The sequence below is a fragment of the Telluria sp. GW821-FHT07G12 genome (assembly GCF_059418525.1).
The window spans coordinates 627,047-647,659 of record NZ_JBWKQA010000002.1; the positions used below are offsets into that span (position 1 = coordinate 627,047).

19 protein-coding genes are annotated in these 20,613 nt (G+C 67.9%); 13 read left to right on the plus strand and 6 right to left on the minus strand.

Annotation, left to right across the window (positions count from 1 at the left end; genetic code table 11):
- Positions 1 to 237: 237 nt before the first annotated feature.
- The 6 genes from prsT (at position 238) to AC07PE_RS10925 (ending at position 6,465) form a co-directional block, all read left to right on the plus strand.
- Positions 238 to 3,012, plus strand: a complete 2,775-nt coding sequence (prsT, locus tag AC07PE_RS10900; protein WP_498764114.1) for an XrtA/PEP-CTERM system TPR-repeat protein PrsT — start codon at positions 238 to 240, stop codon at positions 3,010 to 3,012.
- Positions 3,013 to 3,092: 80 nt separating this feature from the next.
- Entirely contained in the window at positions 3,093 to 3,467 is a 375-nt protein-coding gene (locus tag AC07PE_RS10905; protein WP_498764116.1) for a BlaI/MecI/CopY family transcriptional regulator, read from the plus strand.
- Positions 3,464 to 4,711 (plus strand): M56 family metallopeptidase, encoded by a 1,248-nt coding sequence (locus tag AC07PE_RS10910; RefSeq protein ID WP_498764118.1) that lies wholly within the window; start codon positions 3,464 to 3,466, stop codon positions 4,709 to 4,711. Before AC07PE_RS10905 ends, AC07PE_RS10910 begins: the two co-directional genes overlap by 4 nt.
- 40 nt (positions 4,712 to 4,751) lie before the next feature.
- On the plus strand, positions 4,752 to 5,162 hold the full coding sequence (locus tag AC07PE_RS10915) for a secondary thiamine-phosphate synthase enzyme YjbQ (protein ID WP_498764120.1): 411 nt from the start codon (positions 4,752 to 4,754) through the stop codon (positions 5,160 to 5,162).
- 55 nt (positions 5,163 to 5,217) lie between these two features.
- On the plus strand, positions 5,218 to 6,069 hold the full coding sequence (locus tag AC07PE_RS10920) for a protein phosphatase 2C domain-containing protein (protein ID WP_498764122.1): 852 nt from the start codon (positions 5,218 to 5,220) through the stop codon (positions 6,067 to 6,069).
- A 12-nt stretch (positions 6,070 to 6,081) separates the two neighbouring features.
- Positions 6,082 to 6,465: a nuclear transport factor 2 family protein gene (locus tag AC07PE_RS10925; protein WP_498764124.1), complete on the plus strand. Its 384-nt coding sequence runs from the start codon at positions 6,082 to 6,084 to the stop codon at positions 6,463 to 6,465.
- Between the two features lie 6 nt (positions 6,466 to 6,471).
- Here the strand turns inward: AC07PE_RS10925 and AC07PE_RS10930 are convergent, their stop codons facing one another.
- Both AC07PE_RS10930 and AC07PE_RS10935 read right to left on the minus strand, forming a co-directional pair.
- A complete protein-coding gene (locus tag AC07PE_RS10930; RefSeq protein WP_498764126.1) occupies positions 6,472 to 8,094 on the minus strand; it encodes an FAD-dependent oxidoreductase in 1,623 nt (540 codons plus the stop codon).
- A complete protein-coding gene (locus AC07PE_RS10935; protein WP_498764128.1) occupies positions 8,094 to 9,605 on the minus strand; it encodes a polyamine aminopropyltransferase in 1,512 nt (503 codons plus the stop codon). The genes AC07PE_RS10930 and AC07PE_RS10935 overlap by 1 nt, the downstream gene beginning before the upstream one ends.
- Positions 9,606 to 9,662: 57 nt before the next feature.
- Between AC07PE_RS10935 and AC07PE_RS10940 the strand changes: the two genes are divergently transcribed.
- The 7 genes from AC07PE_RS10940 (at position 9,663) to AC07PE_RS10970 (ending at position 13,724) form a co-directional block, all read left to right on the plus strand.
- On the plus strand, positions 9,663 to 10,049 hold the full coding sequence (locus AC07PE_RS10940; protein ID WP_498764130.1) for a DUF350 domain-containing protein: 387 nt from the start codon (positions 9,663 to 9,665) through the stop codon (positions 10,047 to 10,049).
- 14 nt (positions 10,050 to 10,063) lie between these two features.
- Positions 10,064 to 11,098 carry an SPFH domain-containing protein gene (locus AC07PE_RS10945; protein WP_498764132.1) on the plus strand — a complete coding sequence of 345 codons (1,035 nt, stop codon included), beginning with the start codon at positions 10,064 to 10,066 and terminating at the stop codon, positions 11,096 to 11,098.
- 10 nt (positions 11,099 to 11,108) lie between these two features.
- Complete coding sequence (locus tag AC07PE_RS10950) at positions 11,109 to 12,557, plus strand: DUF4178 domain-containing protein (protein WP_498764134.1); 1,449 nt, start codon at positions 11,109 to 11,111, stop codon at positions 12,555 to 12,557.
- A complete protein-coding gene (locus AC07PE_RS10955; protein ID WP_498764136.1) occupies positions 12,550 to 12,732 on the plus strand; it encodes a hypothetical protein in 183 nt (60 codons plus the stop codon). Before AC07PE_RS10950 ends, AC07PE_RS10955 begins: the two co-directional genes overlap by 8 nt.
- Positions 12,729 to 13,088: an adenosylmethionine decarboxylase gene (gene speD / locus AC07PE_RS10960; protein ID WP_498764138.1), complete on the plus strand. Its 360-nt coding sequence runs from the start codon at positions 12,729 to 12,731 to the stop codon at positions 13,086 to 13,088. Before AC07PE_RS10955 ends, speD begins: the two co-directional genes overlap by 4 nt.
- A gap of 134 nt (positions 13,089 to 13,222) precedes the next feature.
- Positions 13,223 to 13,381 carry a hypothetical protein gene (locus tag AC07PE_RS10965; RefSeq protein WP_498764140.1) on the plus strand — a complete coding sequence of 53 codons (159 nt, stop codon included), beginning with the start codon at positions 13,223 to 13,225 and terminating at the stop codon, positions 13,379 to 13,381.
- 16 nt (positions 13,382 to 13,397) lie between these two features.
- Positions 13,398 to 13,724 carry a hypothetical protein gene (locus tag AC07PE_RS10970; protein WP_498764142.1) on the plus strand — a complete coding sequence of 109 codons (327 nt, stop codon included), beginning with the start codon at positions 13,398 to 13,400 and terminating at the stop codon, positions 13,722 to 13,724.
- Positions 13,725 to 13,762: 38 nt separating this feature from the next.
- Here AC07PE_RS10970 and AC07PE_RS10975 read toward each other — a convergent pair whose 3' ends face one another.
- From AC07PE_RS10975 to AC07PE_RS10990, 4 genes are all read right to left on the minus strand, one after another.
- A complete protein-coding gene (locus AC07PE_RS10975) occupies positions 13,763 to 14,929 on the minus strand; it encodes an AGE family epimerase/isomerase (RefSeq protein ID WP_498764764.1) in 1,167 nt (388 codons plus the stop codon).
- A 67-nt stretch (positions 14,930 to 14,996) separates the two neighbouring features.
- On the minus strand, positions 14,997 to 15,971 hold the full coding sequence (locus AC07PE_RS10980; protein ID WP_498764144.1) for a LacI family DNA-binding transcriptional regulator: 975 nt from the start codon (positions 15,969 to 15,971) through the stop codon (positions 14,997 to 14,999).
- Position 15,972: 1 nt separating this feature from the next.
- Positions 15,973 to 18,252 carry a GH92 family glycosyl hydrolase gene (locus AC07PE_RS10985; RefSeq protein ID WP_498764146.1) on the minus strand — a complete coding sequence of 760 codons (2,280 nt, stop codon included), beginning with the start codon at positions 18,250 to 18,252 and terminating at the stop codon, positions 15,973 to 15,975.
- Positions 18,249 to 20,591 (minus strand): GH92 family glycosyl hydrolase, encoded by a 2,343-nt coding sequence (locus AC07PE_RS10990; protein WP_498764148.1) that lies wholly within the window; start codon positions 20,589 to 20,591, stop codon positions 18,249 to 18,251. The genes AC07PE_RS10985 and AC07PE_RS10990 overlap by 4 nt, the downstream gene beginning before the upstream one ends.
- Between the last annotated feature and the right edge of the window lie 22 nt (positions 20,592 to 20,613).

Sequence of the window (20,613 nt, forward strand, 5' to 3'; positions counted from 1 at the left end):
TAACTTTACTTGTAAATCAGGCACTTGACTTCAGGTTAAGTTGTCCGATGTACGCAACTGTAAAGTTTTCCGTCACTGGAGGCTGTCCGACCCGCGTGGTCAAGAAGATTCACCGCGGAAATTTAGCTTGCCTGCCTGTCGATGCCGACCCGACAATACGCTTTTGATTTCGAGCGCCGATTCCGGCGGCGATTGCCGATGCCCGCTTCCCTCACACCATCCCGACGCATTCCTTCGATGCCGGCTTTGCTGGCCGCCTTGCTGCTGCCGGCCCTGCTGGCCGGCTGCCAGGGCGAATCCGGCGCCGAGCTGCGCGCGAAGGCGCAGGCCTTCCGCCAGCGCGGCGACCAGCACAGCGCCGTGATCACCTTGAAGAATGCGCTCGAAAAGGAGCCGCGCAACGCCGAGACCCGCTTCCTGCTGGCAGCCACCTATTACGAATTGGGCGATGGCCTGACGGCCGAGAAGGAAGCGCGGCTGGCGCTGGAGCAGGGCTATCCGAAGGAAGCCGCGCTGGCGGTGCTGGCGCGCTCGCTGAACCTGCAGGCCGAATACCAGAAGGCGCTGGACCAGACCGGCACCGACGACGATGCCCGCGGCGCGCTGCTGGCGCCGCGCGCGGACGCCTGGCTGGCCCTCGAAAAGCAGGACCGCGCCCGCGCGCTGTACGAGAAGGCGCTGCAGCTGCGCCCTGACGATGCGGCCGCGATGATCGGCATGGGCCGCGTGGCTTACCTGAACGGCGACGCGGCCACGGCCCACGCCTGGGCCGCGCGCATCCTGGCGCGCGACCCCAGGCATATCGACGCGCTGATGTTCGAGGCCGAGCTGCTGCGCGCGGAGAACAAGGGCGCGCAAGCCTTTGACATCTACGACAAGGTGCTTTCGCTGCAGCCCCAGCACCGCTCGGCGCACGTCGAAAAGGCCTACACCGCGATCGGCCTGGAGCGCTTCCAGATGGCCCAGGCCGAGCTGGATTCCGCCCTCAAGCTGGCGCCCGGCAGCGTGCTGGTGGCCTATACCCAGGCGCTGCTCGATTTCTCGCGCGGCCGCGTCCAGGAGTCGCACGACTCGCTGCTGAAGGTGCTGCGGGTGGCGCCCGAACACATGCCCAGCGTGCTGCTGGCCGGCGTGGTCAACCTGCGGCTCGGTTCCTACTACCTGGCCGAGCATCACTTCCGCCATTACCTCGAACGCACGCCCGGCAACCTGTACGCGCGCAAGATGCTGGCGGCGAGCCTGCTGGGCAGTGGCCACAGCCGCGAAGCGCGCGAAGCGCTTGAACCGATGCTGAACAATCCCGCGGCCAGCGGCTACAAGGATTCCCAGCTGCTGGCGCTGGCCGGCGAATCGTCGATGCGTTCGCGCGACTTCACCCAGGCCACCGAACTGTTCGAAAAGGCCAGCGCCCTCGATCCGGCGTCCGCCAGCCTGCGCACCTCGCTCGGCCTGTCGCGGCTGGAAAAGGGCGACACCGCGCGCGCCCTGCGCGAGCTGCAGGCGGCGATCGCGCTGGACCGCGATTCGGCGGAAGCGGCGGTGGCCCTGATCCGCACCGAGCTGCGCCTGCAGAACTTCGACGCCGCCGGCCAGGCGGTGCAGGCGCTCGAACGGGTGCAGCCGGAAAACGCGGTAGTCCACGAACTGAAAGGCCTGGTGGCGATCGCGCGCCACGAACCCGCCAAAGCGCGCGCCGCGCTGCAGCAGGCGCTGGCGATCGACCCGACGTATTTCGCGGCCGCCGCCGACCTGGTCCAGCTGGCGCTGGATGAGAAGCGCCCCGAGCTGGCGCGCCAGCAGATGACCGACTTCCTGGCGAAGAACAAGGCCAGCGTGCCGGCCCTGACGATGCTGGCCTCGCTCGCCGACGCCGCCCGCAAGCCGGAAGAGGCCACGCGCTGGCTGGAACAGGCGGCCGCCGTCGATCCGAACGCGGTCGGCCCGGCCGTCAACCTGATCGGCCAGTACCTGCGCGTGAGCCAGCCGGAAAAGGCGCTGAAGCTGGCGCGCACCCTGCAGGTGAGCCACCCGGACAATCCGGACCTGCTCGACCTGCTGGGCAAGAGCCAGCTGGCGAACGGCGAGCGGAGCGAGGCGCTGGAGACCTACCGCAAGCTGTCCTTCGCGCTGCCGCGCTCGGCGCAGGCGCTGATGCAGGTGGCGGCGCTGTCGCTGGTGCTGAACCAGCCGGTGCAGGCCGAGGACGCACTGAAGGGCGTGCTGGCAATCCAGCCCGACTTCCCCTCGGCCCAGGTGGCGCTGGCCGAGCTGTACGTGCGCAAGGGTTCGCGCGACCTGGCGCTGCTGGTGGCCGAGCAGCTGCAGCGCCGCCATCCGGAGGCGGCGGCCGGCTACCAGCTGCAGGGCGACATCCTGATGTCCAAGCGCCAGACGGCCGAGGCGCTGGCCCTGTATGAGCGCGCCTTCAAGCTGAATCCCGCCAACGAACTGGCGATCAAGATCGACGACGCGCTGCGCCAGTCCGGCCGGCGCGCCGAGGCCGTCCAGCGTTTCGAGCGCTGGCTGGCGGCGCACCCGGACGACGTCCGCGCGATGGCCTACAAGGCCCAGACCCTGATGGCGGAGGGTGACTTCAAGCAGGCCGCGACGCGCCTTGAAGCGGTGCTCAAGCGCCAGCCCGGCAACGCCGTCGCCCTCAACAACCTGGCGCTGGCCTACCAGGAGCTGGGCGACGCCCGCGCGCAGGCGACCGCGGAAGCGGCCTACCAGCACGCCGGCGAGCAAGCCGACGTGATGGACACGCTGGCCTGGATCCTTGTCGAGAAGGGCACCACCAAGGCCGACGGCGCGCGCGGCCTGATGCTGCTGCAGAAGGCCCACGCGCTGGCGCCCAAGGCGCGCGACATCCGCTACCACATGGCGGCGGCGATGGCGAAGACCGGCGACCGCGCCGGCGCGCGCAAGGAGCTGGAGGCGCTGGCAGCCGGCGACATGCGCTTTGCCCAGGCCGAGCAGGCACGCGGGCTGCTGGCGCAGCTGCAGCGCGACTGACCCGGCGCGACCGGGCCGCTTGACACTGTCGATTACGCGTGTAATCATCGACTCCGATTACAAACGTAAACGGAGCCGACATGTCCGAGCAGCCGCCGATCACCGATGCCGAATCCCTCGTGATGGAAGTCCTGTGGGCCGCTGCGCCGCGCAGCGCCGAGGAGATCGTCGCCGCGCTTGCCGGCAGCGCCGAGTGGCAGGAAGCGACCATCAAGACCTTCCTCAACCGCCTGCTGAAGAAGGGCGTGATCCGCGCCGAGTACGAAGGCCGGCGCTACCTGTATTCGCCGGTGCTGCAGCGCGCCGACTGGGTCGACGCCCAGAGCCGCTCGGTGCTGGACCGCCTGTTCGGCGGGCGGGTCGCGCCCCTGGTCGCCCACTTCAGCGCGCGTCATTCGCTCAGCAGGGAAGACCTGGCCGAGCTGCGCAAACTCATCGACGGGCTGGACAAATGAACGCTGACCTCTTTGCGCTGCTCTTGCTGCGCCTGGGCGTGGCGACCCTCGTGTTCACGCTGCTGGCCGGGCTGCTGATGCTGCTGCGCGGCCCGCTGCGCGCACGGCTCGGCGCCGCCGCCGTCTACGGGCTGTGGCTGGCGCTGCCGATCGCGCTGACCTTGTGCTGCTGGCCGCGGCACCAGGTGGTGGCGCCGGCGGTCGCCCTGTTCGATGCGCCGGCGGCGGCCGACAGCGTGCTGCTCGCGGCCGCGCCGCCGGCAAACGCTACCCCTTATTCCACCGTGATCCTGCTTACATGGATGGCCGGCGCAGTCGCTAGCGGCGTGGCCCAGACGCTGCGCCAGCGCGCCTTGCTGCGCGCGCTCGGTCCGCTGCGCCCGGGGCCAGGCGGCGCCTGGTTGAGCATGCGCCCGGATGCGGGGCCGCTTCTGGTCGGCCTGATGAATCCACGTATCGTGCTGCCCGCCGATTTCGAGCAGCGCTACGACCCTGCCGAACAGGCCGCCGTGCTGGCCCACGAGCGCATGCACGCGCGCCGCGGCGATCTGTGGTGGAACGCGCTGGCCGCGCTGCTGGCCTGCCTGTTCTGGTTCCATCCGCTGGCCGCCCCCGCGCGGCGCCGCTTCCTGGCGGACCAGGAACTGGCTTGCGACAGCGCGGTGCTGGGCAGCGGCCTGCATTCGCCACGCACCTATGCCAACGCATTGCTGAAGACCCTCACGACCGCCAGCCTGCCGGTCGGCTGCACCATGCAGGCCATTTCACCCATCAAGGAGCGCATCATGCATCTGCAGGACCACGTTTCCCCGCGCCGCGCGCGCATCGCCATCGCCCTGCTGCTGTCCGGCTTCACCATCGCCGGCGCGAGCCTGGGATGGGCGGCCACCGGCGAGCCGGCCGGCGGCAGCGGCCAGTACCGGCTGGCGATGGACCTGAGCATCGACGGCGGCCCCGCGAAGCACCAGGAGGTGCTGACGGCCGGCAGCCATCATATGACCGGCCTGCGCGATGGCGAAGGCCACGACTGCGAGGCCGACCTGGCCCTGGCCGAAGGCGCCGGCGCCACCGTCAGCGTGCAGATGAAGCTGGTCTGCGACGGCAAACTGGTCTCTTCGCCGCGCATGGTGGCCAAACTGGGCGAGCCGATGACGCTCGCCATCGGCCCGCATCAGAAGCAGGCCGACGGCAGCCATCGCATGGTGGCTGGCTTCAGTCTGCGCATGAAAGTCGACAAGGCTTGAGTGTGGCAGCGGTGCCGGCGCGGTGCTAAGCTGGCACGCCATGACTTACCAGACCATCCTCGAATTCGCGACCACGGGGCGCGGCACCACGGACATCACCGCCGCGGTCGCCGACGCCGTCGCCGCGTCCGGGCTGCGCTGCGGCCTGACCCACCTTTTCGTTCAGCACACCAGCTGCTCGCTGACCATCACCGAAAATGCCGATCCCGACGTGCGGGGCGACCTCGAGACCGTGATGGCGCGCCTGGCGCCGGACGGCGATCCGGCCTACCGCCACGATGCCGAAGGCCCGGACGACATGGCGGCCCACGCGCGCAGCATCCTGAGCGCTACCTCCCTGAGCGTGCCGGTCGGCGGCGGCCGCCTGCTGCTGGGCACCTGGCAGGGCATCTACCTGTGGGAGCACCGGACGGCGCCGCACCGGCGCCGGGTCGTGGTCACCGTCCTTTAACATTCCAACCGGAAATTGTTCTATAGTTAAGGCAATGATTTCGGGAGTGTGAGGAATGGGTTGGACTTCAGTGTCCTCGGGTGCCGAAGGGCACGCCAACGAGGATCGTGTAGCGGTATTCGAGCAGGACGGCCTGGCGGACATCGTGGTGCTGGACGGCGCCAGCTCGGTCGCGCAGCAGGATTACATAGACGCGGGCGGCGACGTCGTTTGGTTCGTGCGGCGTTTCAGCGCCGCCTTCGGCGCCTCGCTGGCGCAGCGCGTGTCGCAGGAGCAGGCGGTGCGCAGCGCGGTCGACGTAGTGCGCGCCGAATTCGAGGACCGCACCGCGGGGCTGGCCGTGCCGGTCTACGCCTGGCCGATCGCGGCCATGACCTGGGTGCGCATCATGCCGGCGGGCGCCGGGTCCGAGCTGATCGTGTACTGCCTGGGCGACTGCAAGGCCTTGCTGCGGCGGCCGGACGGCAGCGTGCAGGATCTCGACCCCTGGACCAATCCGCAGGAGGCGGTGGTGCAGGATGCCATCGCCGCGCTGGTCCGCGAAGGCATAGCCGATCCGGCCGCGCGGCGCGAACGCCTGCTGCCCATGCTGCGGCGCCGCCGCGAAGAACAGAATACGGCCTTGCAGCCGCAAAGCCTGTGCCTGGCGCCGGCCGGGCCCTTCGCCGCCCGCCGTTACGCGGCGCGCACCGAGCAGGGTTCGACGCTGCTGGTGATGACCGATGGCTTCTACCGCCTGGTGGATGCCTACGGCCTGTACACCGACGCCAGCCTGCTGCAGGCTTGCGCTCGCGGCGGACTTGAGGACGTGGTGGCAGAATTGCGTCAGCACGAGCAGGCATCGGGCGGCGCCGGCATGGCCGTGAAGCAGGCCGACGATGCCTCGGCCGTGGTGTGGCATTTCTAACCGGGAGGACGCATGATCGCTGCAAGCCGGAAGGACCTGATCGACCGCTACCTGGCGGCCTACAACGCTTTCGACATCGAGGCCATGCTGGCCCAGCTCGATCCGGCGGTCCGCTTCGAGAATTACGCGGGCGGCCAGCTGAGCGCAGAGACCACAGGCATCGACGCCTTCCGCCAACTGGCCGAGCAGTCCAAAGGCATGTTCTCGGAACGCGAACAGCGCGTGACCGGCCTGGCGCTGGACGGCGAGACCGTGGTGGCGGACATCGCCTGGCGCGGAAGGCTGGCGGCCGACGTCCCGGACGGCCCGCCCGCCGGGACCTTGCTCGAAATGACGGGCCGCTCCGAATTCAGTTTCGGCGCGGGCGGCATTACGAAGATCGTTGACCGCAGCTAGGCCGGCTCAGGTCAGCGCCAGGCCGGCGGCGCGGATGCCCCACCAGGCGGCTTCCTCGAACACCGAAAAGCCCGACAGGTCGGCATGCGCGAACAGGATGGCGCCATCCGCCTCGCGTAGGGCGCGCATCCCGGCGTTGCTGCGGAAACCGGGCAGGGGCGCCGCCATCGCATGGCCGCGCAGCGTCATCTCGACCCGCTCGACGCAGGGCGCGAAGGCCCAGCCGTAGGCCGTTTTGAGGTCGCGGCTGGCCGCTTCCACCAGCTCGTCGGGTGTCGCTGTCATCATCCACTTGCGGGCATCGTCCGGCGTGCGGTCGGATAGCGCCAGGTAGGCGCTGAACACGGTCTTGTCGGGCGGCGCCACGCGGATGTCCTGGTGGGTCGAGACCACATAACCCAGCCCAGGCTCCTGGTAGACCACATTGTCCCAGGATAGCGGGGCGTGCGGCAGCTCGCGCGGGAAGTCCTTCATCAGGAAGTTGGCGACGATCCAGGGGGCGTAGGCCGGCGTGTGGCGGCGCGCGTCGAACCCGAGTTCGCCCATCCCTTCGACCACGCGCGCGGCCACGTAGACCGGCATCGCGACGATGGCCTTGCGCGCCCGCACCAGGTAGCTGCGCGCCACGCCGCCTTCCAGCGTGAAGCACAGCGCTTCGACGCCGGTGGCGGTGCGCTTCACGTTCACCACGGTGCCGGCGTGGCGCCGCACGCCTGCGCGTTCGGCCATCGCTTTTGCCAGCGGCGCCAGGCCGCCCGGCCAGGTCAGCCAGGCGCCGTTGCCGGCGTTCGCGGCCTTGCCCCAGCGGCTGCAGTAGTAGTGCAGGCCGGCCCAGGCCGAGACCTTGTCGTAGCGGGTGCCGTAGTCGTCGCGGCAGCAGTAGTTCAGGTACCAGTGCAGGGTCGGCGCGCGGTAGCCTTCTCGGTCCAGCCACTGCTTCAGCGTGATGGTGTCGAGCTGGCGCCAGGCCGGGTCGTCAGACGAGAGCACGGTCGGGAACACGAAGACGCGCCGGCCGTCCGCACCGCGCAGGGCGCGCAGGCGCTCGACTTCGGCGAAGAAGCGGCGGTGTTCAGCCAGCTCCCAGGCCGGCACGCCCTCCGTCGGCAGGAAGCCGTCCTGCCAGGCGCCATTGAACAGCAGGCGCTCTTCCGGCCCGTGCAGGATGAAGCGTTCGTCGTAGGTCGGCTGCTCGGCGAAGGCGTCTCGCTGGATGATGCCGAGGTCGGCCAGGATCTCGCGCACATGGGTCGATTCCGGCGAGGGCAGCGGCAGGTAGTGCGCGCCGGTCGGGTAGGCGAGCTCGCCGGCATCGGTGTGGAAGCGGCCGCCGGCCGCATTGCCGTCCGGCTGGGGCCCGTCGATCATCAGGAAGTCGTAGTGGCCTTCGCGCGACAGTTTCCAGGCCGCCGATAGCCCGGCGATGCCGGAGCCGAGGATGGCGACGTCGGTGTCGATCACCTGCGAGGGCGGCGGCAGGGCGCGGCGGTCGCGGAGGTAGTGGCCTTCGGCCCGGCCTGGATACAGCGCGGTGGAGGGGATCTCCTGCCAGCGCGCGAAGCCGAGGGCGCTGGCGCCTGCCGCCAGGCCCGCCGCGCCGGCGGTGCGGATGAAGCTGCGGCGGTCCATCAGCGGATCACGTTGCGCCAGTCGTGCTCGAACTCGCGCACCAGCGACTGGGTGTTGAGACGGTTCGGCGCCATCGCCTGGGGCTGCATGTCGGGCGGGAAGGCGAACATTTCGCGCGTGGTCTCGCCATTCAGGAAGCGCATCGGCAGGCCGTAGCTGGTCGGCGGCGTGTAGCCCTCGCGCGGCGACGCCAGGATGAAGCCCCATTCGCCGAAGGAAGGGACATAGGCGTGATAGGGCCGGGTGTGCAGGCCCACCTCGCGCAGGGTGGCTTCGATCGTCCAATAGGCGTGCGGGGCGAAGAAGGGCGAGGTGGACTGCACCACGATCAGGCCGTTCTCCGCCACGTGCTTCTTGAGGATGCCGTAGAAGGGCACGGAATACAGTTTGCCGAGGGCGAAGCTGGACGGGTCCGGGAAGTCGACGATGGCGGCGTCGAACATGGCACCGTTCTGCTGCAGCCAGATCGCGGCGTCGGCATTGACCACCTTGACGCGCGGGTCGGAGAAGGAATGCCTGTTCAGCGCCGCTAGTTCCGGGCGGGTGGTGAAGGCGCGCGTCATGGCGGGGTCGAGGTCGACCAGGGTCACCTGTTTGATGTTCGGGTAGCGCAGGATCTCGCGCAGGGCCAGGCCGTCGCCGCCGCCCAGCACCAGCACGCTGCGCGCCCAGGGCAGGCTGGCCAGCGCCGGGTGCACCAGCGCCTCGTGGTAGCGGTATTCGTCGCGCGAGGAGAATTGCAGGTTGCCGTTGATGTAGAGGCGCAGGTCGTCCTTCCAGCGCGTGATCACCAGGCGCTGGTAGGGCGTGCTGGTCGAGTAGACGACGTCGTCGCCGAACAGGCCGTGCTCGCCCCAGGCCACTATGCGGTCCGACAGGCCGAAGCCCAGCGCTAGCACGAACAGCACGGCGCCGGCGCGCAGCGCGCGGCCCAGCAGGTCGCTGAGCTCGCGGCGGAAGGCGTGCAGGGTCCAGCAGGCCACGCCGATATTCAGCATGCCGAACAGGAAGCCGGTGCGCACCAGTCCCAGCTGGGGCGCCAGCACCAGCGGGAACAGCAGGGACACAGCCAGCGCGCCCAGGTAGTCGAAGGTCAGCACCCGGCTCACCAGTTCCGAGAACTCGGTCTGGCGCGCGTTCAGGGCGCGCATCACCAGCGGCACCTCCATCCCGACCAGCATCCCGATCAGGAACACCAGCACGTAGAGCAGGGTGCGGAAGGGGGCGGCCATCCACGAGAAGGTCATGAACAACAGGGCCGCCGAGACGCCGCCGATCAGGCCGACGGCCAGTTCGATGTCGATGAAGCGCGCCAGCACGTCCTCGTCCTTTACATACCTGGACAGGTGGGCGCCGACGCCCATCGCGAACAGGTAGCAGCCGATAATGGTCGAAAACTGCAGGATCGAGTCGCCCAGCAGGTAGCTGGACAGGGCGCCGGCGATCAGCTCGTAGGCCAGGCCGCAGGACGCGACGACGAATACCGACAGGATCAGAATTTTTTTGGTCATTGAACCTCTTTGCGCTAAGATGCCGATGTCATCTTGGCTATTTCTTGGGAGAATCGAGTGCCCGCCATCCTAAACTATCTGCTGCATCTTTTTACGGCTGTCGCACTGGTTTTGGCATTTTTTGTGGTGTACACGCGGGTGACGCCCTATAACGAGGTGCTGCTGATCCGCCAGGGCAACGGCGCCGCCGCGCTCTCGCTGGGCGGCAGCCTGCTCGGTTTTTCGGCGACAATCGCCTCGAGCCTGGTGCACACCATGGATTACTACCAGTTCGCGGGCTGGGCCTTCGGCGCCCTGGTCGTGCAGCTGCTCGTGTATGTCATCGCCACCCGCCTGCTGCGCATGGCCAAGGAGCAGATCGAAGCCGACAACTGCGCCTTCGGTGGCCTGCTGGGCGCGATCTCGCTGTCGATCGGCATTGTGAATGCAGGTTGTATTTCCTAATAAAGGAGTCCGCCATGTCTCTCGGCTCATTCATCAAGAAGCAGTTTATTGACGTCATCCAGTGGAACGAGGACAGCGAAGGCGTGCTGGCCTGGCGCTTCCCGATGCAGGATTTCGAAATCCAGAACGGCGCACAGCTGGTGGTGCGCGAGTCGCAGGTGGCGGTGTTCGTCAACGAGGGCCGGATCGCCGACGTCTTCACGCCCGGCACCTTCACCCTGAACACGCGCACCTTGCCGGTCCTGACCAACCTGATGAACTGGGACAAGCTGTTCGACTCGCCCTTTAAGTCGGACGTCTACTTCTTCAGTACCCGCGTGCAGCTAGGGCGCAAGTGGGGCACGCCGCAGCCGATCACGATCCGCGACAAGGACTTCGACATGGTCCGCGTGCGCGCCTTCGGCATGTACTCCTACCGCGTGCAGGACCCGCGCCGCTTCTTCACCGAGATCAGCGGCACCCGCGAGTCCTACACCCGCGAGCAGGTCGAGGACCAGCTGCGCGGCATCATGCTGGCGACCATGGCGACCTCGCTGGGTTCGTCGCAGGTGGCCTTCCTCGACATGGCCGCCAACCAGGCGCTGATGGCGCAGCAGGTGCGCGGCGACCTTGGCGCCGCCTTTGCCCGCTACGGCATCGAGCTGGACGAGTTCAACGTCGCCAGCGTGAGCCTGCCGGAAGAACTGCAGGCGGCGCTGGACGAACGCATCTCGGCCGGCATGAAGAGCACCCTGTCGCAAAGCCAGATGGGCACCTACACCCAGTTCCAGGTGGCCAGCAGCATCCCGCTGGCGGCCCAGAACGAGGGCGGCGTGGCCGGCATCGGCGCCGGCGTGGGCGCCGGCATGGCGGTCGGCCAGGCCATGGCCCAGGGCCTGAGCGGGGCGTTCGCGCCCGCGGCGGCGCCGGCCGCAGCGCAGGCTTCGCCCGCTGCGGACTCGATCGAGGAGCGCCTCGGCAAGCTGAAAGGCCTGCTCGACAAGGGCCTGATATCGCAGACCGACTACGACAGCACCAAGGCCGAGCTGCTGAAGAAGCTGATCGGCTAAGCCAGGACGCATGCAGACCATCGCCTGTCCAAGCTGCGGGGCGCCGCTCGCGTTCAAGTCGCACGCTTCCGTCATGGCGGTGTGCGAGTTCTGCCACGCCACCGTGGTCAAGGACGCCGACTCGGTGCGCGACCTGGGCAAGATGTCCGCCGTGCTGGAAGACTATTCGCCGATCCAGATCGGCACGGCCGGCAATGCCGGCGGCCGCGGCTTCACGGCGATCGGCCGCATCCAGCTGCGCTACGCCAGCGGCATCTGGAACGAGTGGTTCCTGCTGTTCGACGACGGCAGCAACGGCTGGCTGGGCGATTCGTCCGGGCGCTACGTGATCACCACCGAACGTCCGCTGGGCGCGGCCTATCCGGCTTTCGAGATGGTCCGCCCGGGCCGCGAGCTCGAACTGGAAGGCACTCACTTCATCGCGGCCGAGAAGCGGGTCGCGCGCTGCATAGGCGGCCAGGGCGAACTGCCGTTCCGCGTCGGCGAAGGGTGGGAAGCGCGCGTCGCCGACTTGCGCCAGGGACGTGCCTTCGTCACCCTCGATTATTCGGACGGCGACAAGCCCACACTGTATGCGGGCAGCGCCGTCACCCTCGAACAGATGGGCTGCCAGCTGCTGCGCGACGACGAGGCGATCAAGGCCAGCGCCGGCCGCTACCGCGGCAAGGCCTCGTCGCTGCAATGCCCGCAGTGCGGCACCGCGGTCAATTACCTGCCGGGCGTGACCGCCAACGTGATCTGCCAGAATTGCCGTTCGGAGCTGGATGCCGCCACGCCGGCGGTGCAGGTGCTGAAAGCGGGCGACGCCGCCGGCCAGCACCGCTTCACCATCCCGCTCGGCAGCAGCGCCACCATCGTCGGCCGCCAGGTGCAGGTGCTGGGCGCGATGCTGCGCGCCGACGACGAAGCCAATCGCTGGACCGAATACCTGCTGTTCAATCCGCGCGCAGGCTTTTCCTGGCTGGTCGAGACCATTGATGGCTGGTGGCGCGCCGACGTTATGGACGAATGGCCGGCCGAGGCCGGCGCCGTGGCGGTGCGTCTGGATGGCGCTACCTACACTCATTTGTACAACTACACCGCGCGGGTCGAGCTGGCGCTCGGCGCCTTCAACTGGAAGGTGGCGGCGGGCGACACCGTGCGCGTCTCGGAGTACCAGCATGGCCAGACCCGCCTTGCCGGCGAGCTGGGTCCCGAGGAGTTCACCTGGTCGCGCTCGTCGCGTGTCAGCGCCGACCAGGTGCGGGCCTGGTTCGGCCTCAGCGCGAAGGACCTGCCGTCGCCGCTGGTACCGGTTGGCGAGGGCGCCTCGGTGAAATCGCAATCCGGCAAATTCCTGCTCTGGCTGTGCTGCCTGAACCTGCTGCCGCTCATCCTGAATTTCAGCGGCGCCGCGCCCTGGCTCCTGATCGGACTGGTCGCGCTCCTGCTGCCGCCGGGCTTCATCAAGAATGAATAACAAGTACTTCTTCTATGCGCTGTTCGTGACCATCGTCACCACCTTTGCCTGCTGGGTGAGCCTGATCAATACCGCCAGCGGTTCGGGACGCAGCGGCAGCAGCTGGAGTTCGGGATCGAGCGGCGGCCACGGCAGCTATGGCGGCGGCTATTCGGGCGGCGGCGGCCACAAATGAGTGGGGCCTTCCACGCCGCCGGCACCCATCTGCTGGCCGACCTGCACGGCGTCGCGGCGGCGCCGCTGCTCGACGCCGCCGGCATCGAAGCCCTGCTGCGCGCCGCTGCCGAGGCGGCCGGGGCGCGCATCCTGCACGGCCACTTTCACACCTTCGGCCCGGAGCAGGGCGTGACCGGGGTGCTGCTGCTGGCCGAATCGCATATCTCCATCCACACCTGGCCGGAAGCCGGCTTTGCCGCGGTCGACATCTTCATGTGCGGCGCCGCCCGTCCGCAACTGGCGCTCGACGCCATCGAACAAGCACTGCGTCCGAGTTCCAGGCAGGTCCGCGCCGTCGCCCGCGGCCTGGCCTGATCGCCTGTTGCGGGCGGGAGACAAGGAAGCATGCGCTAAAACAATGGATATGGATATGCTGAACCATTCGTGGCGCGGGTTTTCGGGCCGGCGTATTATGATTTAGCATATTCAATGCACATGAAAGGGCTGTTATGAATCACGATAAAGGCGTTCGCCTCTCACGTTTGTCGCAGCAAAAGCAGCGCGCCCGCCGTGTCCGTATCGGTGTCGTGCTGGTGCTGTGCGCTCTGCCGGTGGCGATGGCCCTGGCCAAAACCGGGCTGAGCCTGGCCCAGACCACGCCGCTCTGATCCGGCCCCCTGCGCCATGCGTACAATGAACAAGGGCGGCGCTTCGCAAGACGCGGGCAGCCTCGCCAAAAGCCTGCGCCGGGTCCTGCTGGGCACGGTCCTTATCCTCGCGATTCCGCTCACGGCAATGCACTTTACCCGCGAAGTGAACTGGACTTCCCTCGATTTCCTCGTCGCCGGCGTTCTGCTGGCCGGCATCGGCAGCGTCTACGTCCTTCTTACCCGCAAGCTGCGTACCGTGACGCAGCGCCGCGCCATCGGCGGCGGTCTGCTGCTGACGCTCCTGCTGATCTGGGCCGAGCTGGCCGTCGGCATCTTCGGCAGCCCGATCGCGGGCAGCTGAGCGTCGGCCGGACGCGCCGGCCTCGCATACAAAGCTCCTTACTTGCCCAGCCTGCGCTCCAGCAGCGGCACCACGTCGTAGCAGGCGCCCATGGTGTGGTAGTCGACCTTGCCGGCCGGGCTTTTCTCGTCCGAGATCCTGCGGTTGTCCGGCGTCAGGATGCGGTACCAGGCCCCGTGTTCATGGTCGACGAAGTGGGTCCAGGCATACGCCCAGATCTTCTCGTACCAGGTCCAGTAGCTGGCGTCGCCGCTGCGGTCGGCGAGCAGCGCGGCCGCGGCCAGCGATTCCGCCTGCACCCAGAAGTACTTGTCGCCGTCGCAGACAGTACCGTCGGGCGCAAAGCCGTAGTGGATGCCGCCGTGCTGCAAGTCCCAGGCATGGCCGATGGCCTGCTCGAACAGCTCCTGGGCAGTCGGCAGCAGCCAGTGGCTGCCGCGCGCCAGCCGTTCTTCATGCCGCTCCAGCAGCAGAAGCAGCTTGGCCCATTCCGTGAAATGGCCGGGCTGGTAGCCCCAGGGGCGGAACAGGTTGGCGGGGTCGTCGCGGTTGAAGTCCCAGTCCGGGGTCCAGTCGGCGCGGTAGTGTTCCCAGATCATGCCGTCGCCGTGGGCCGCCTGGCGCCGGGTGATGTTCCAGGCGATGGTCTCGGCGCGCTCCAGGTAGCGCTGTTCGCCGGTGGCGGCAAAGGCTGCCAGCATCGCTTCGCAGCTGTGCATGTTGGCGTTCTGGCCGCGGTAGCCGGAGAGCTGGGCCCAGTCGGCGCTGGCTTCGTCGGCGTACAGGCCGTGTTCGGGCTCCCAGAAGCGCCGCTCCATCAGCGCCCAGGTCTCTTCCAGCCAGGGGCGGGCTTCCTCGACGCCGGCCATCAGCGCATGGGCATAGGCCAGCAGCACGAAGGCCAGGCCGTAGCAATGGTTGGTGGCGTCCAGCACCTCGGTGGCGCCGTCCTCGCGGCGCAGCAGCCAGGCGTAGCCGCCGGTGGCCGGGTTGCGGTGGACCTCGCGCAGGAAGGCCAGGCCGTGGCGCACCATGGGCAGGTAATCCGGGCCGCCGAAGTGCCGGTGCGCCATCGCGTAATCGAATACGAAGCGGGTGCTGGACACCAGGTGGCGGGTGTGGCGGTCGTAGATGCTGCCGTCGTCGCGGAAAAAGTGGTAGAAGCCGCCGCTGGGGGCGACCGCGCGTGGATGGTAGAAGGCCATCGTGTGCGCCACGTGGTTTTTCAGCGTGTCCGGGTCAAAGAAATCGGGCAGTTGCACAGTGTCTCCGTCAATCGTCGTAACTGCTCTCGCGCACGATCAGCTGCACGGGCAGGGTGTGTTCCGCGGTCTGCTTCCCGAGCAGGAGTTCGACGCCGGCGGCGCCCAGCGCCTCCTTGTCGATCGCGATGCTGGAGAGCGGCGGGATGGCCTGGGCGGCGCCGCTGATGTCGTCGAAGCCGACGATGGCGATGTCGGCCGGGACCTTCAGGCCGGCGTCCAGGCAGGTCTGCATCGCGGTCAGCGCGGTGCTGTCGTTGTAGCAGAACAGGGCGTCGGGGCGCGGCTTGAGGGCCAGCAGGCGGCGGGTCGCTTCGCGCACGCCCTCGTCCGGGTCGCCGCTGGTCGGCACGTGGACTTCGAGCTCGGGGTCGGCTAGCATGCGCGCATCGAACAGGGCCTTGCGGTAGCCGCGCGCGCGCTGGTGGATGCTGAAGTGGGCCAGCGAGCCGTGGATCATGGCGATGCGGCGCCGGCCGGTGCGGATCAGGTGGCGCGTGGCCAGGTAGCCGCCCAGGTGATGGTCGGGGTTGATCGAGCTGAAGCCGGGCAGGTGCATGTCGACCAGCACCAGCGGCTTGCCGCTGTCGCGCAGCACGGCCACCAGCTCGGGCTCGAAGTAGCCGGCGCACAGGATGGCGTCCGGCTGCTGGGCGCGCAGCAGCTCGGCCACCGGCTCGGCCGGGTTCACCACGTAGAAGGACAGCGCCACGCCGGCGCGCCGGCAAGCCTGCTCGGCGCCCTGCAGCACCGGCGAATAGAAGGGGCTCGACGACAGCGTCTTGTGCTGCTGGTGCAGCAGGAAGGCGATACGCCGGATTGCGCCCAGGCGCAGGCGCCCGAAGTCGTAGCCCAGCTCGCGCGCGGTGGAGAGAATCCGCGCCCGGGTCGGCTCGCCCAGGCCAGGCTGGTTCTTCAGCGCGCGCGACACCGTGCCGATCGAGCAGTTGGCGGCGCGCGCGAGGTCGCGGATGGTGACCGTCATCTCAATGCCGCTCCTCCGCGGCAGTCGAGAAGGAGTAGGGCGCGTCTTCTTCTCGCGTGCCGCGGGTCTGGTTCGGTTTGTCCGACATGGTGAAGTCGAGCTTGGCGCCGCGCATCAGCTCCGCATGTCCGATCCAGTTGCGCTGTACCGGCTTGCCGTCGATGCGCAGGGCGTCCACGTAGCGCCGCGCATCGCTGTTGCCCGGCGCCTTGATCGTCACGCTGCGGCCGTTCTCGAGGTGCAGCACGGCTTCCGGGAACAGCGGGGCGCCCAGCGCGTATTGCGGGCTGCTCGGCGTGACCGGGTAGAAGCCCAGGCTGGAGAACACGTACCAGGCCGAGGTCTGGCCATTGTCTTCGTCCCCGCAATAGCCGTCCGGTGTGGCGCGGTACAGGCGGTTCATCACCTCGCGCGCCCAGTACTGGGTCTTCCAGGGCGCGCCGGCGTAGTCGTAAAGGTAGATCATGTGCTGGATCGGCTGGTTGCCGTGGGCGTACTGGCCCATGCCGGCAATCTGCATCTCGCGGATTTCGTGGATCACCTGCCCATAGTAGCTGTCGTCGAACACCGGGGGCAAGGTCCACACGGCGTCGAGCTTCTCCACGAAGGCCTTGCGCCCGCCCATCAGCTGGACCAGGCCGGCCACGTCGTGGAACACCGACCAGGTGTAATGCCAGCTGTTCCCCTCGGTGAAGGCGTCGCCCCACTTGAAGGGATTGAAGGGCGCCTGGAAGCTGCCGTCGCGGTTCTTCCCGCGCATCAGGCCCGTTTCCGGGTCGAACAGCTTGCGGTAGTTGCGGGCGCGCTCGGCGTAGATGGCGATCTCCGACTGCGGCTTGCCCAGCGCCTTGCCGAGCTGGTAGATGGCGAAGTCGTCGTAAGCGTATTCCAGCGTGCGCGCGGCGTTCTCCTTGATGCCGGAATCGTAGGGCACGTAGCCGAGGCGATTGTAGTCCTCGACGCCGGCGCGGCCGACGGCCTCCATCGGCCCGGCATTGTTGGCACCATGGACCACGGCCTGCCAGAGGGTCTCGATGTCGTAGCCGCGCAGGCCCTTCAGCCAGGCTTCCGCCACCACAGAGGCCGAGTTGTTGCCGACCATGACGTTGGCGTAGCCCGGGCTGGACCACTCGGGCAGCCAGCCGCCTTCCTTGAAGTCGTTGGCCAGGCCTTCCTGCATCTCCTTGTTCACCGACGGGTACATCAGGTTCAGGAAGGGATACAGGGCGCGGAAGGTGTCCCAGAAGCCGGTGCCGGCGAACATTCGGCCCGCCATGACCTTGCCGTTGTAGGGGCTCCAGTGGACCGGCTTGCCCTCGGCGTCCAGTTCGTAGATCTTATTCGGGAACTGCACCATGCGGTACAGGCTCGAATAGAAGGTGCGCTGCTGGTCGATGCTGCCGCCCTTGACCTCCACCTTGCCCAGCACCTCGTTCCAGCGCTTCGCGGCCTTGGCGCGGGTGGCTTCGAAGTCGTCGCCGCCGATTTCGCGCGCCAGGTTGCGCTCGGCCTGTTCCAGGCTGATGAAAGAGGAGGCCACGCGCGCGCCGACCTTCTCGCCGGCCCGCGTGCTGAAACCGACGATGGCGCCGGCATGCTGCACCTCCGCTTCCTGGGCGCCGGCGATCAGCTTGTCGCCGTCCCAGACTTCGGCCGAGGTGAACGGTTTGTCGAACTGGATCACGAACCAGTTGCGGAAGCCCGGCATCGGCTTGCCGGCGTGGCGGGTCGAGTAGCCGACGATCTTGCGCTCGCCCGGAATCAGCTTCACATAGGAACCCTTGTCGAGGGCGTCGATCACGACCCAGGCCTGGTCCGTCCTCGGGAAGGTGAAGCGGAACTGGGCCGCACGCTCGGTCGGCGTCAGCTCGGTGGTGACGTCGCTGTCGGCCAGGTAGACGCGGTAGTAATCCGGCTTGCTGAGTTCCGCCTTGTGCGAGAACCAGCTGGCGCGCTCGTCCTGGTTGAAGCGCTTCTTGCCCGTCACCGGCATGATGGCGAACTGGCCGTAGTCGTTCATCCAGGGCGACGGCTGGTGGGTCTGCTTGAAGCCGCGGATGCGGTCGGCGTCATAGGTGTAGGCCCAGCCGTTGCCCATCTTGCCGGTCTGCGGGGTCCAGTAATTCATACCCCAGGGGATGCCCACGGACGGGTAGGTATTGCCGTTCGAGAGTTCCGGCTTACTGGCCGTGCCCATCAAGGGGTTCACGTGGTCGAGCGGCGCGGCCTGGGCAGCGAGGGCGACGGCGCCGAAGGCGGCGGTAACGAGGAATCGTTTCATTGGTAGGCCGTTTGCGTGTAGGGACGGGCGTTCTTCGCCTTGCCCCAGGTGGGATTCGGTGCCGCCTGCATGGTGAACACCAGTTCACCGCCGGCCAGGATGTCTTCGTGGCGCAGGTAGCTGCGCTCGAGTGGCTTGCCGTTCAGCGTGACGCTGCCGACGTAGCCGTTGGCATCCGACAGATTCAGCGTCCGCACCGTGAAGCGCTTGCCGTTCGGGAGGTTCAGCGTGGCGCGTTCGACGAAGGGACGGCCGATCACGTACTCGTTGGTTCCGGGCGCCACCGGATAGAAGCCCATGCTGGTGAAGGCCAGCCAGGCCGAGGTCTGGCCCAGGTCGTCGTTGCCGGCCAGGCCGTCCGGCGCATCCTTGTACTGGCTGGCCACGATCTGCGCGAGGCGGCCCTGGGTCTTCCAGGGAGCGCCGGCGTAGTTGTACAGGTAGGCCACGTGGTGCGAAGGCTCGTTGCCGTGGGCGTAGTGGCCGATCAGGCCCGAGATGTCTTCCATGTGGGCGTAGACGTTGGCGTCGATCTTCGCATCGAATACCTGGTCGATCTTGTTTACCAGGCCGGCGTCGCCGCCCAGGAATTTCACCAGGCCCGCGTTATCGTGGGGCATATACCAGGAATACTGCCAGGCGCTGCCCTCGGTATAGTCGCTGCCGAAGTTGGACTGCACCGGGTTGAAGGGCGTGCGGAATTCGCCAGTGGACTTGCGGGCACGGACGAAACCGCTCTTGGGGTCGAATACGTTGCGCCAGTTCTGGGCGCGCTTGTAGTAACGCTCGGCCACGTCCCTCTTGCCCATCTTGTCGGCCATGCGCGCGATGGTCCAGTCGTCGAAGGCATATTCGACGGTCTTCGAGGCCGCTTCGGGCTCGAGGTCGATCGGCACGTAGCCGTACTTCATGTAGTGTTGCAGGCCGCCGTAGGGGCCGTACTCGGCGCTGGCCGTCATCGCGCGCAAGGCCTGCTCAGGGTCGAAGCCGCGGATGCCCTTCATGTAGGCGTCGGCGATCACCGGCACCGCGTGGTAGCCGATCATGCACCAGGTTTCCAGTCCGGCGAACTGCCACACCGGCAGGATGCCGTAGGGGCTGGCCTGCTGCGAGGCGATCAGCGAGCGCACGAAGTCGGCGTTGCGCTGTTCCGGCTGAATCAAGGTCAGCAGCGGGTGCAGGGCGCGGTAGGTGTCCCACAGCGAGAAGGTCGAGTGGAAGCGGAATCCGTCCGCCTGGTGTACCGCGTTGTCGGGGCCGCGGTACTTGCCGTCGCGGTCCATGAACAGGCTGGGCGCCAGCAGGCTGTGATACAGGCTGGTGTAGACCATGCGCTTCATGGGCTGGGGCGCCTCGATCTCGACCGCGCCCAGCGCCTGTTCCCAGGCCTCGTGCGCGCGCTTGCGCTCGGCGTCGAAGTCCCAGCCCGGCATCTCGTCCAGGTTGGCCAGCGCGCCATCTTCGCTGACGGCGGACACCGCCACCTTCACCAGCAGCGGCGTGTCGCCCATCTGCCCGAAGTCGAGCGCGGCTTCGAGCGCCTTGCCCTCGACCAGCACCTTCTCGGCCGGATTCTTGCCCGGCGAGGCGAAGCCGCGGTACTCGACGCCTTCCTCGCGGTTCATCAGCTGCTGGCCATGCAGCGGCTTCGAGAAGCGGATCGCGAAGTAGAGCTGGCGGCCGGGCGCCCAGCCGCGCGTCTCGCGCATGCCGGTGATGGTGTCCTGGCCGCGCAGGCGGAGGCGCGACCACAGGTTCTTGCCGTTCCAGTCGTAGATGCTGGAGCGCAGGTCGAGCACCACGCGCGCCTCCGCACCAGGCTTGAAGCGGTAGCGGTGCAGGCCGACGCGCTCGCTGGCGGTCAGTTCGACGTCGACTTCGTTGTCGAGCAGTTTGACGGCGTAGTAACCCGGCTCCGCATGCTCGTCCTTGTGCGAGAAGCGCGAACGGTAGCCGCTGAAGGGGCGCTCCGGGTAGCCCGGTTCGAGCTTCAGCTCGCCGCTGGTCGGCATCAGCAGCACGTCGCCGAGGTCGGAGTGGCCGGCGCCTGAAAAGTGGGTGTGCGAGAAGCCGAGGATGGAGTCGTCCTCGTAGCGGTAGCCGGCGGCCCAGGGATAGCTCTGCTTGAAGTGGCGGACCTGGGTGTCAGGGCTCAGCTGGATCATGCCGAAGGGACGCGTGGCCCCGGGGAAGGTGTGGCCGTCGCCGCCGGTGCCGACGAAGACGTTGACCTCGGCGGTCTTGGCGCCCGGCGCCGTGGTCTGTTGCCCGGCTGCGATGCCGGTGCACAGCAGGCCCGCGGCCAGTGCGATGGCGGTCAGAAAACGATGTTTACCCATGGTGTCTCCTTGGTGTAATCAT

Coding starts and splice junctions, on each gene's coding strand:
- AC07PE_RS10925 (WP_498764124.1), top strand. CDS start 6,082: ATGATCGCTGCAAGCCGGAAGGACCTGATCGACCGCTACCTGGCGGCC.
- AC07PE_RS10945 (WP_498764132.1), top strand. CDS start 10,064: ATGTCTCTCGGCTCATTCATCAAGAAGCAGTTTATTGACGTCATCCAG.
- AC07PE_RS10980 (WP_498764144.1), bottom strand. CDS start 15,971: ATGACGGTCACCATCCGCGACCTCGCGCGCGCCGCCAACTGCTCGATC.
- AC07PE_RS10910 (WP_498764118.1), top strand. CDS start 3,464: ATGAACGCTGACCTCTTTGCGCTGCTCTTGCTGCGCCTGGGCGTGGCG.
- AC07PE_RS10920 (WP_498764122.1), top strand. CDS start 5,218: ATGGGTTGGACTTCAGTGTCCTCGGGTGCCGAAGGGCACGCCAACGAG.
- AC07PE_RS10915 (WP_498764120.1), top strand. CDS start 4,752: ATGACTTACCAGACCATCCTCGAATTCGCGACCACGGGGCGCGGCACC.
- prsT (WP_498764114.1), top strand. CDS start 238: ATGCCGGCTTTGCTGGCCGCCTTGCTGCTGCCGGCCCTGCTGGCCGGC.
- AC07PE_RS10930 (WP_498764126.1), bottom strand. CDS start 8,094: ATGGACCGCCGCAGCTTCATCCGCACCGCCGGCGCGGCGGGCCTGGCG.
- AC07PE_RS10990 (WP_498764148.1), bottom strand. CDS start 20,591: ATGGGTAAACATCGTTTTCTGACCGCCATCGCACTGGCCGCGGGCCTG.
- speD (WP_498764138.1), top strand. CDS start 12,729: ATGAGTGGGGCCTTCCACGCCGCCGGCACCCATCTGCTGGCCGACCTG.
- AC07PE_RS10905 (WP_498764116.1), top strand. CDS start 3,093: ATGTCCGAGCAGCCGCCGATCACCGATGCCGAATCCCTCGTGATGGAA.
- AC07PE_RS10970 (WP_498764142.1), top strand. CDS start 13,398: ATGCGTACAATGAACAAGGGCGGCGCTTCGCAAGACGCGGGCAGCCTC.
- AC07PE_RS10985 (WP_498764146.1), bottom strand. CDS start 18,252: ATGAAACGATTCCTCGTTACCGCCGCCTTCGGCGCCGTCGCCCTCGCT.
- AC07PE_RS10955 (WP_498764136.1), top strand. CDS start 12,550: ATGAATAACAAGTACTTCTTCTATGCGCTGTTCGTGACCATCGTCACC.
- AC07PE_RS10950 (WP_498764134.1), top strand. CDS start 11,109: ATGCAGACCATCGCCTGTCCAAGCTGCGGGGCGCCGCTCGCGTTCAAG.
- AC07PE_RS10935 (WP_498764128.1), bottom strand. CDS start 9,605: ATGACCAAAAAAATTCTGATCCTGTCGGTATTCGTCGTCGCGTCCTGC.
- AC07PE_RS10975 (WP_498764764.1), bottom strand. CDS start 14,929: ATGGCCTTCTACCATCCACGCGCGGTCGCCCCCAGCGGCGGCTTCTAC.
- AC07PE_RS10965 (WP_498764140.1), top strand. CDS start 13,223: ATGAATCACGATAAAGGCGTTCGCCTCTCACGTTTGTCGCAGCAAAAG.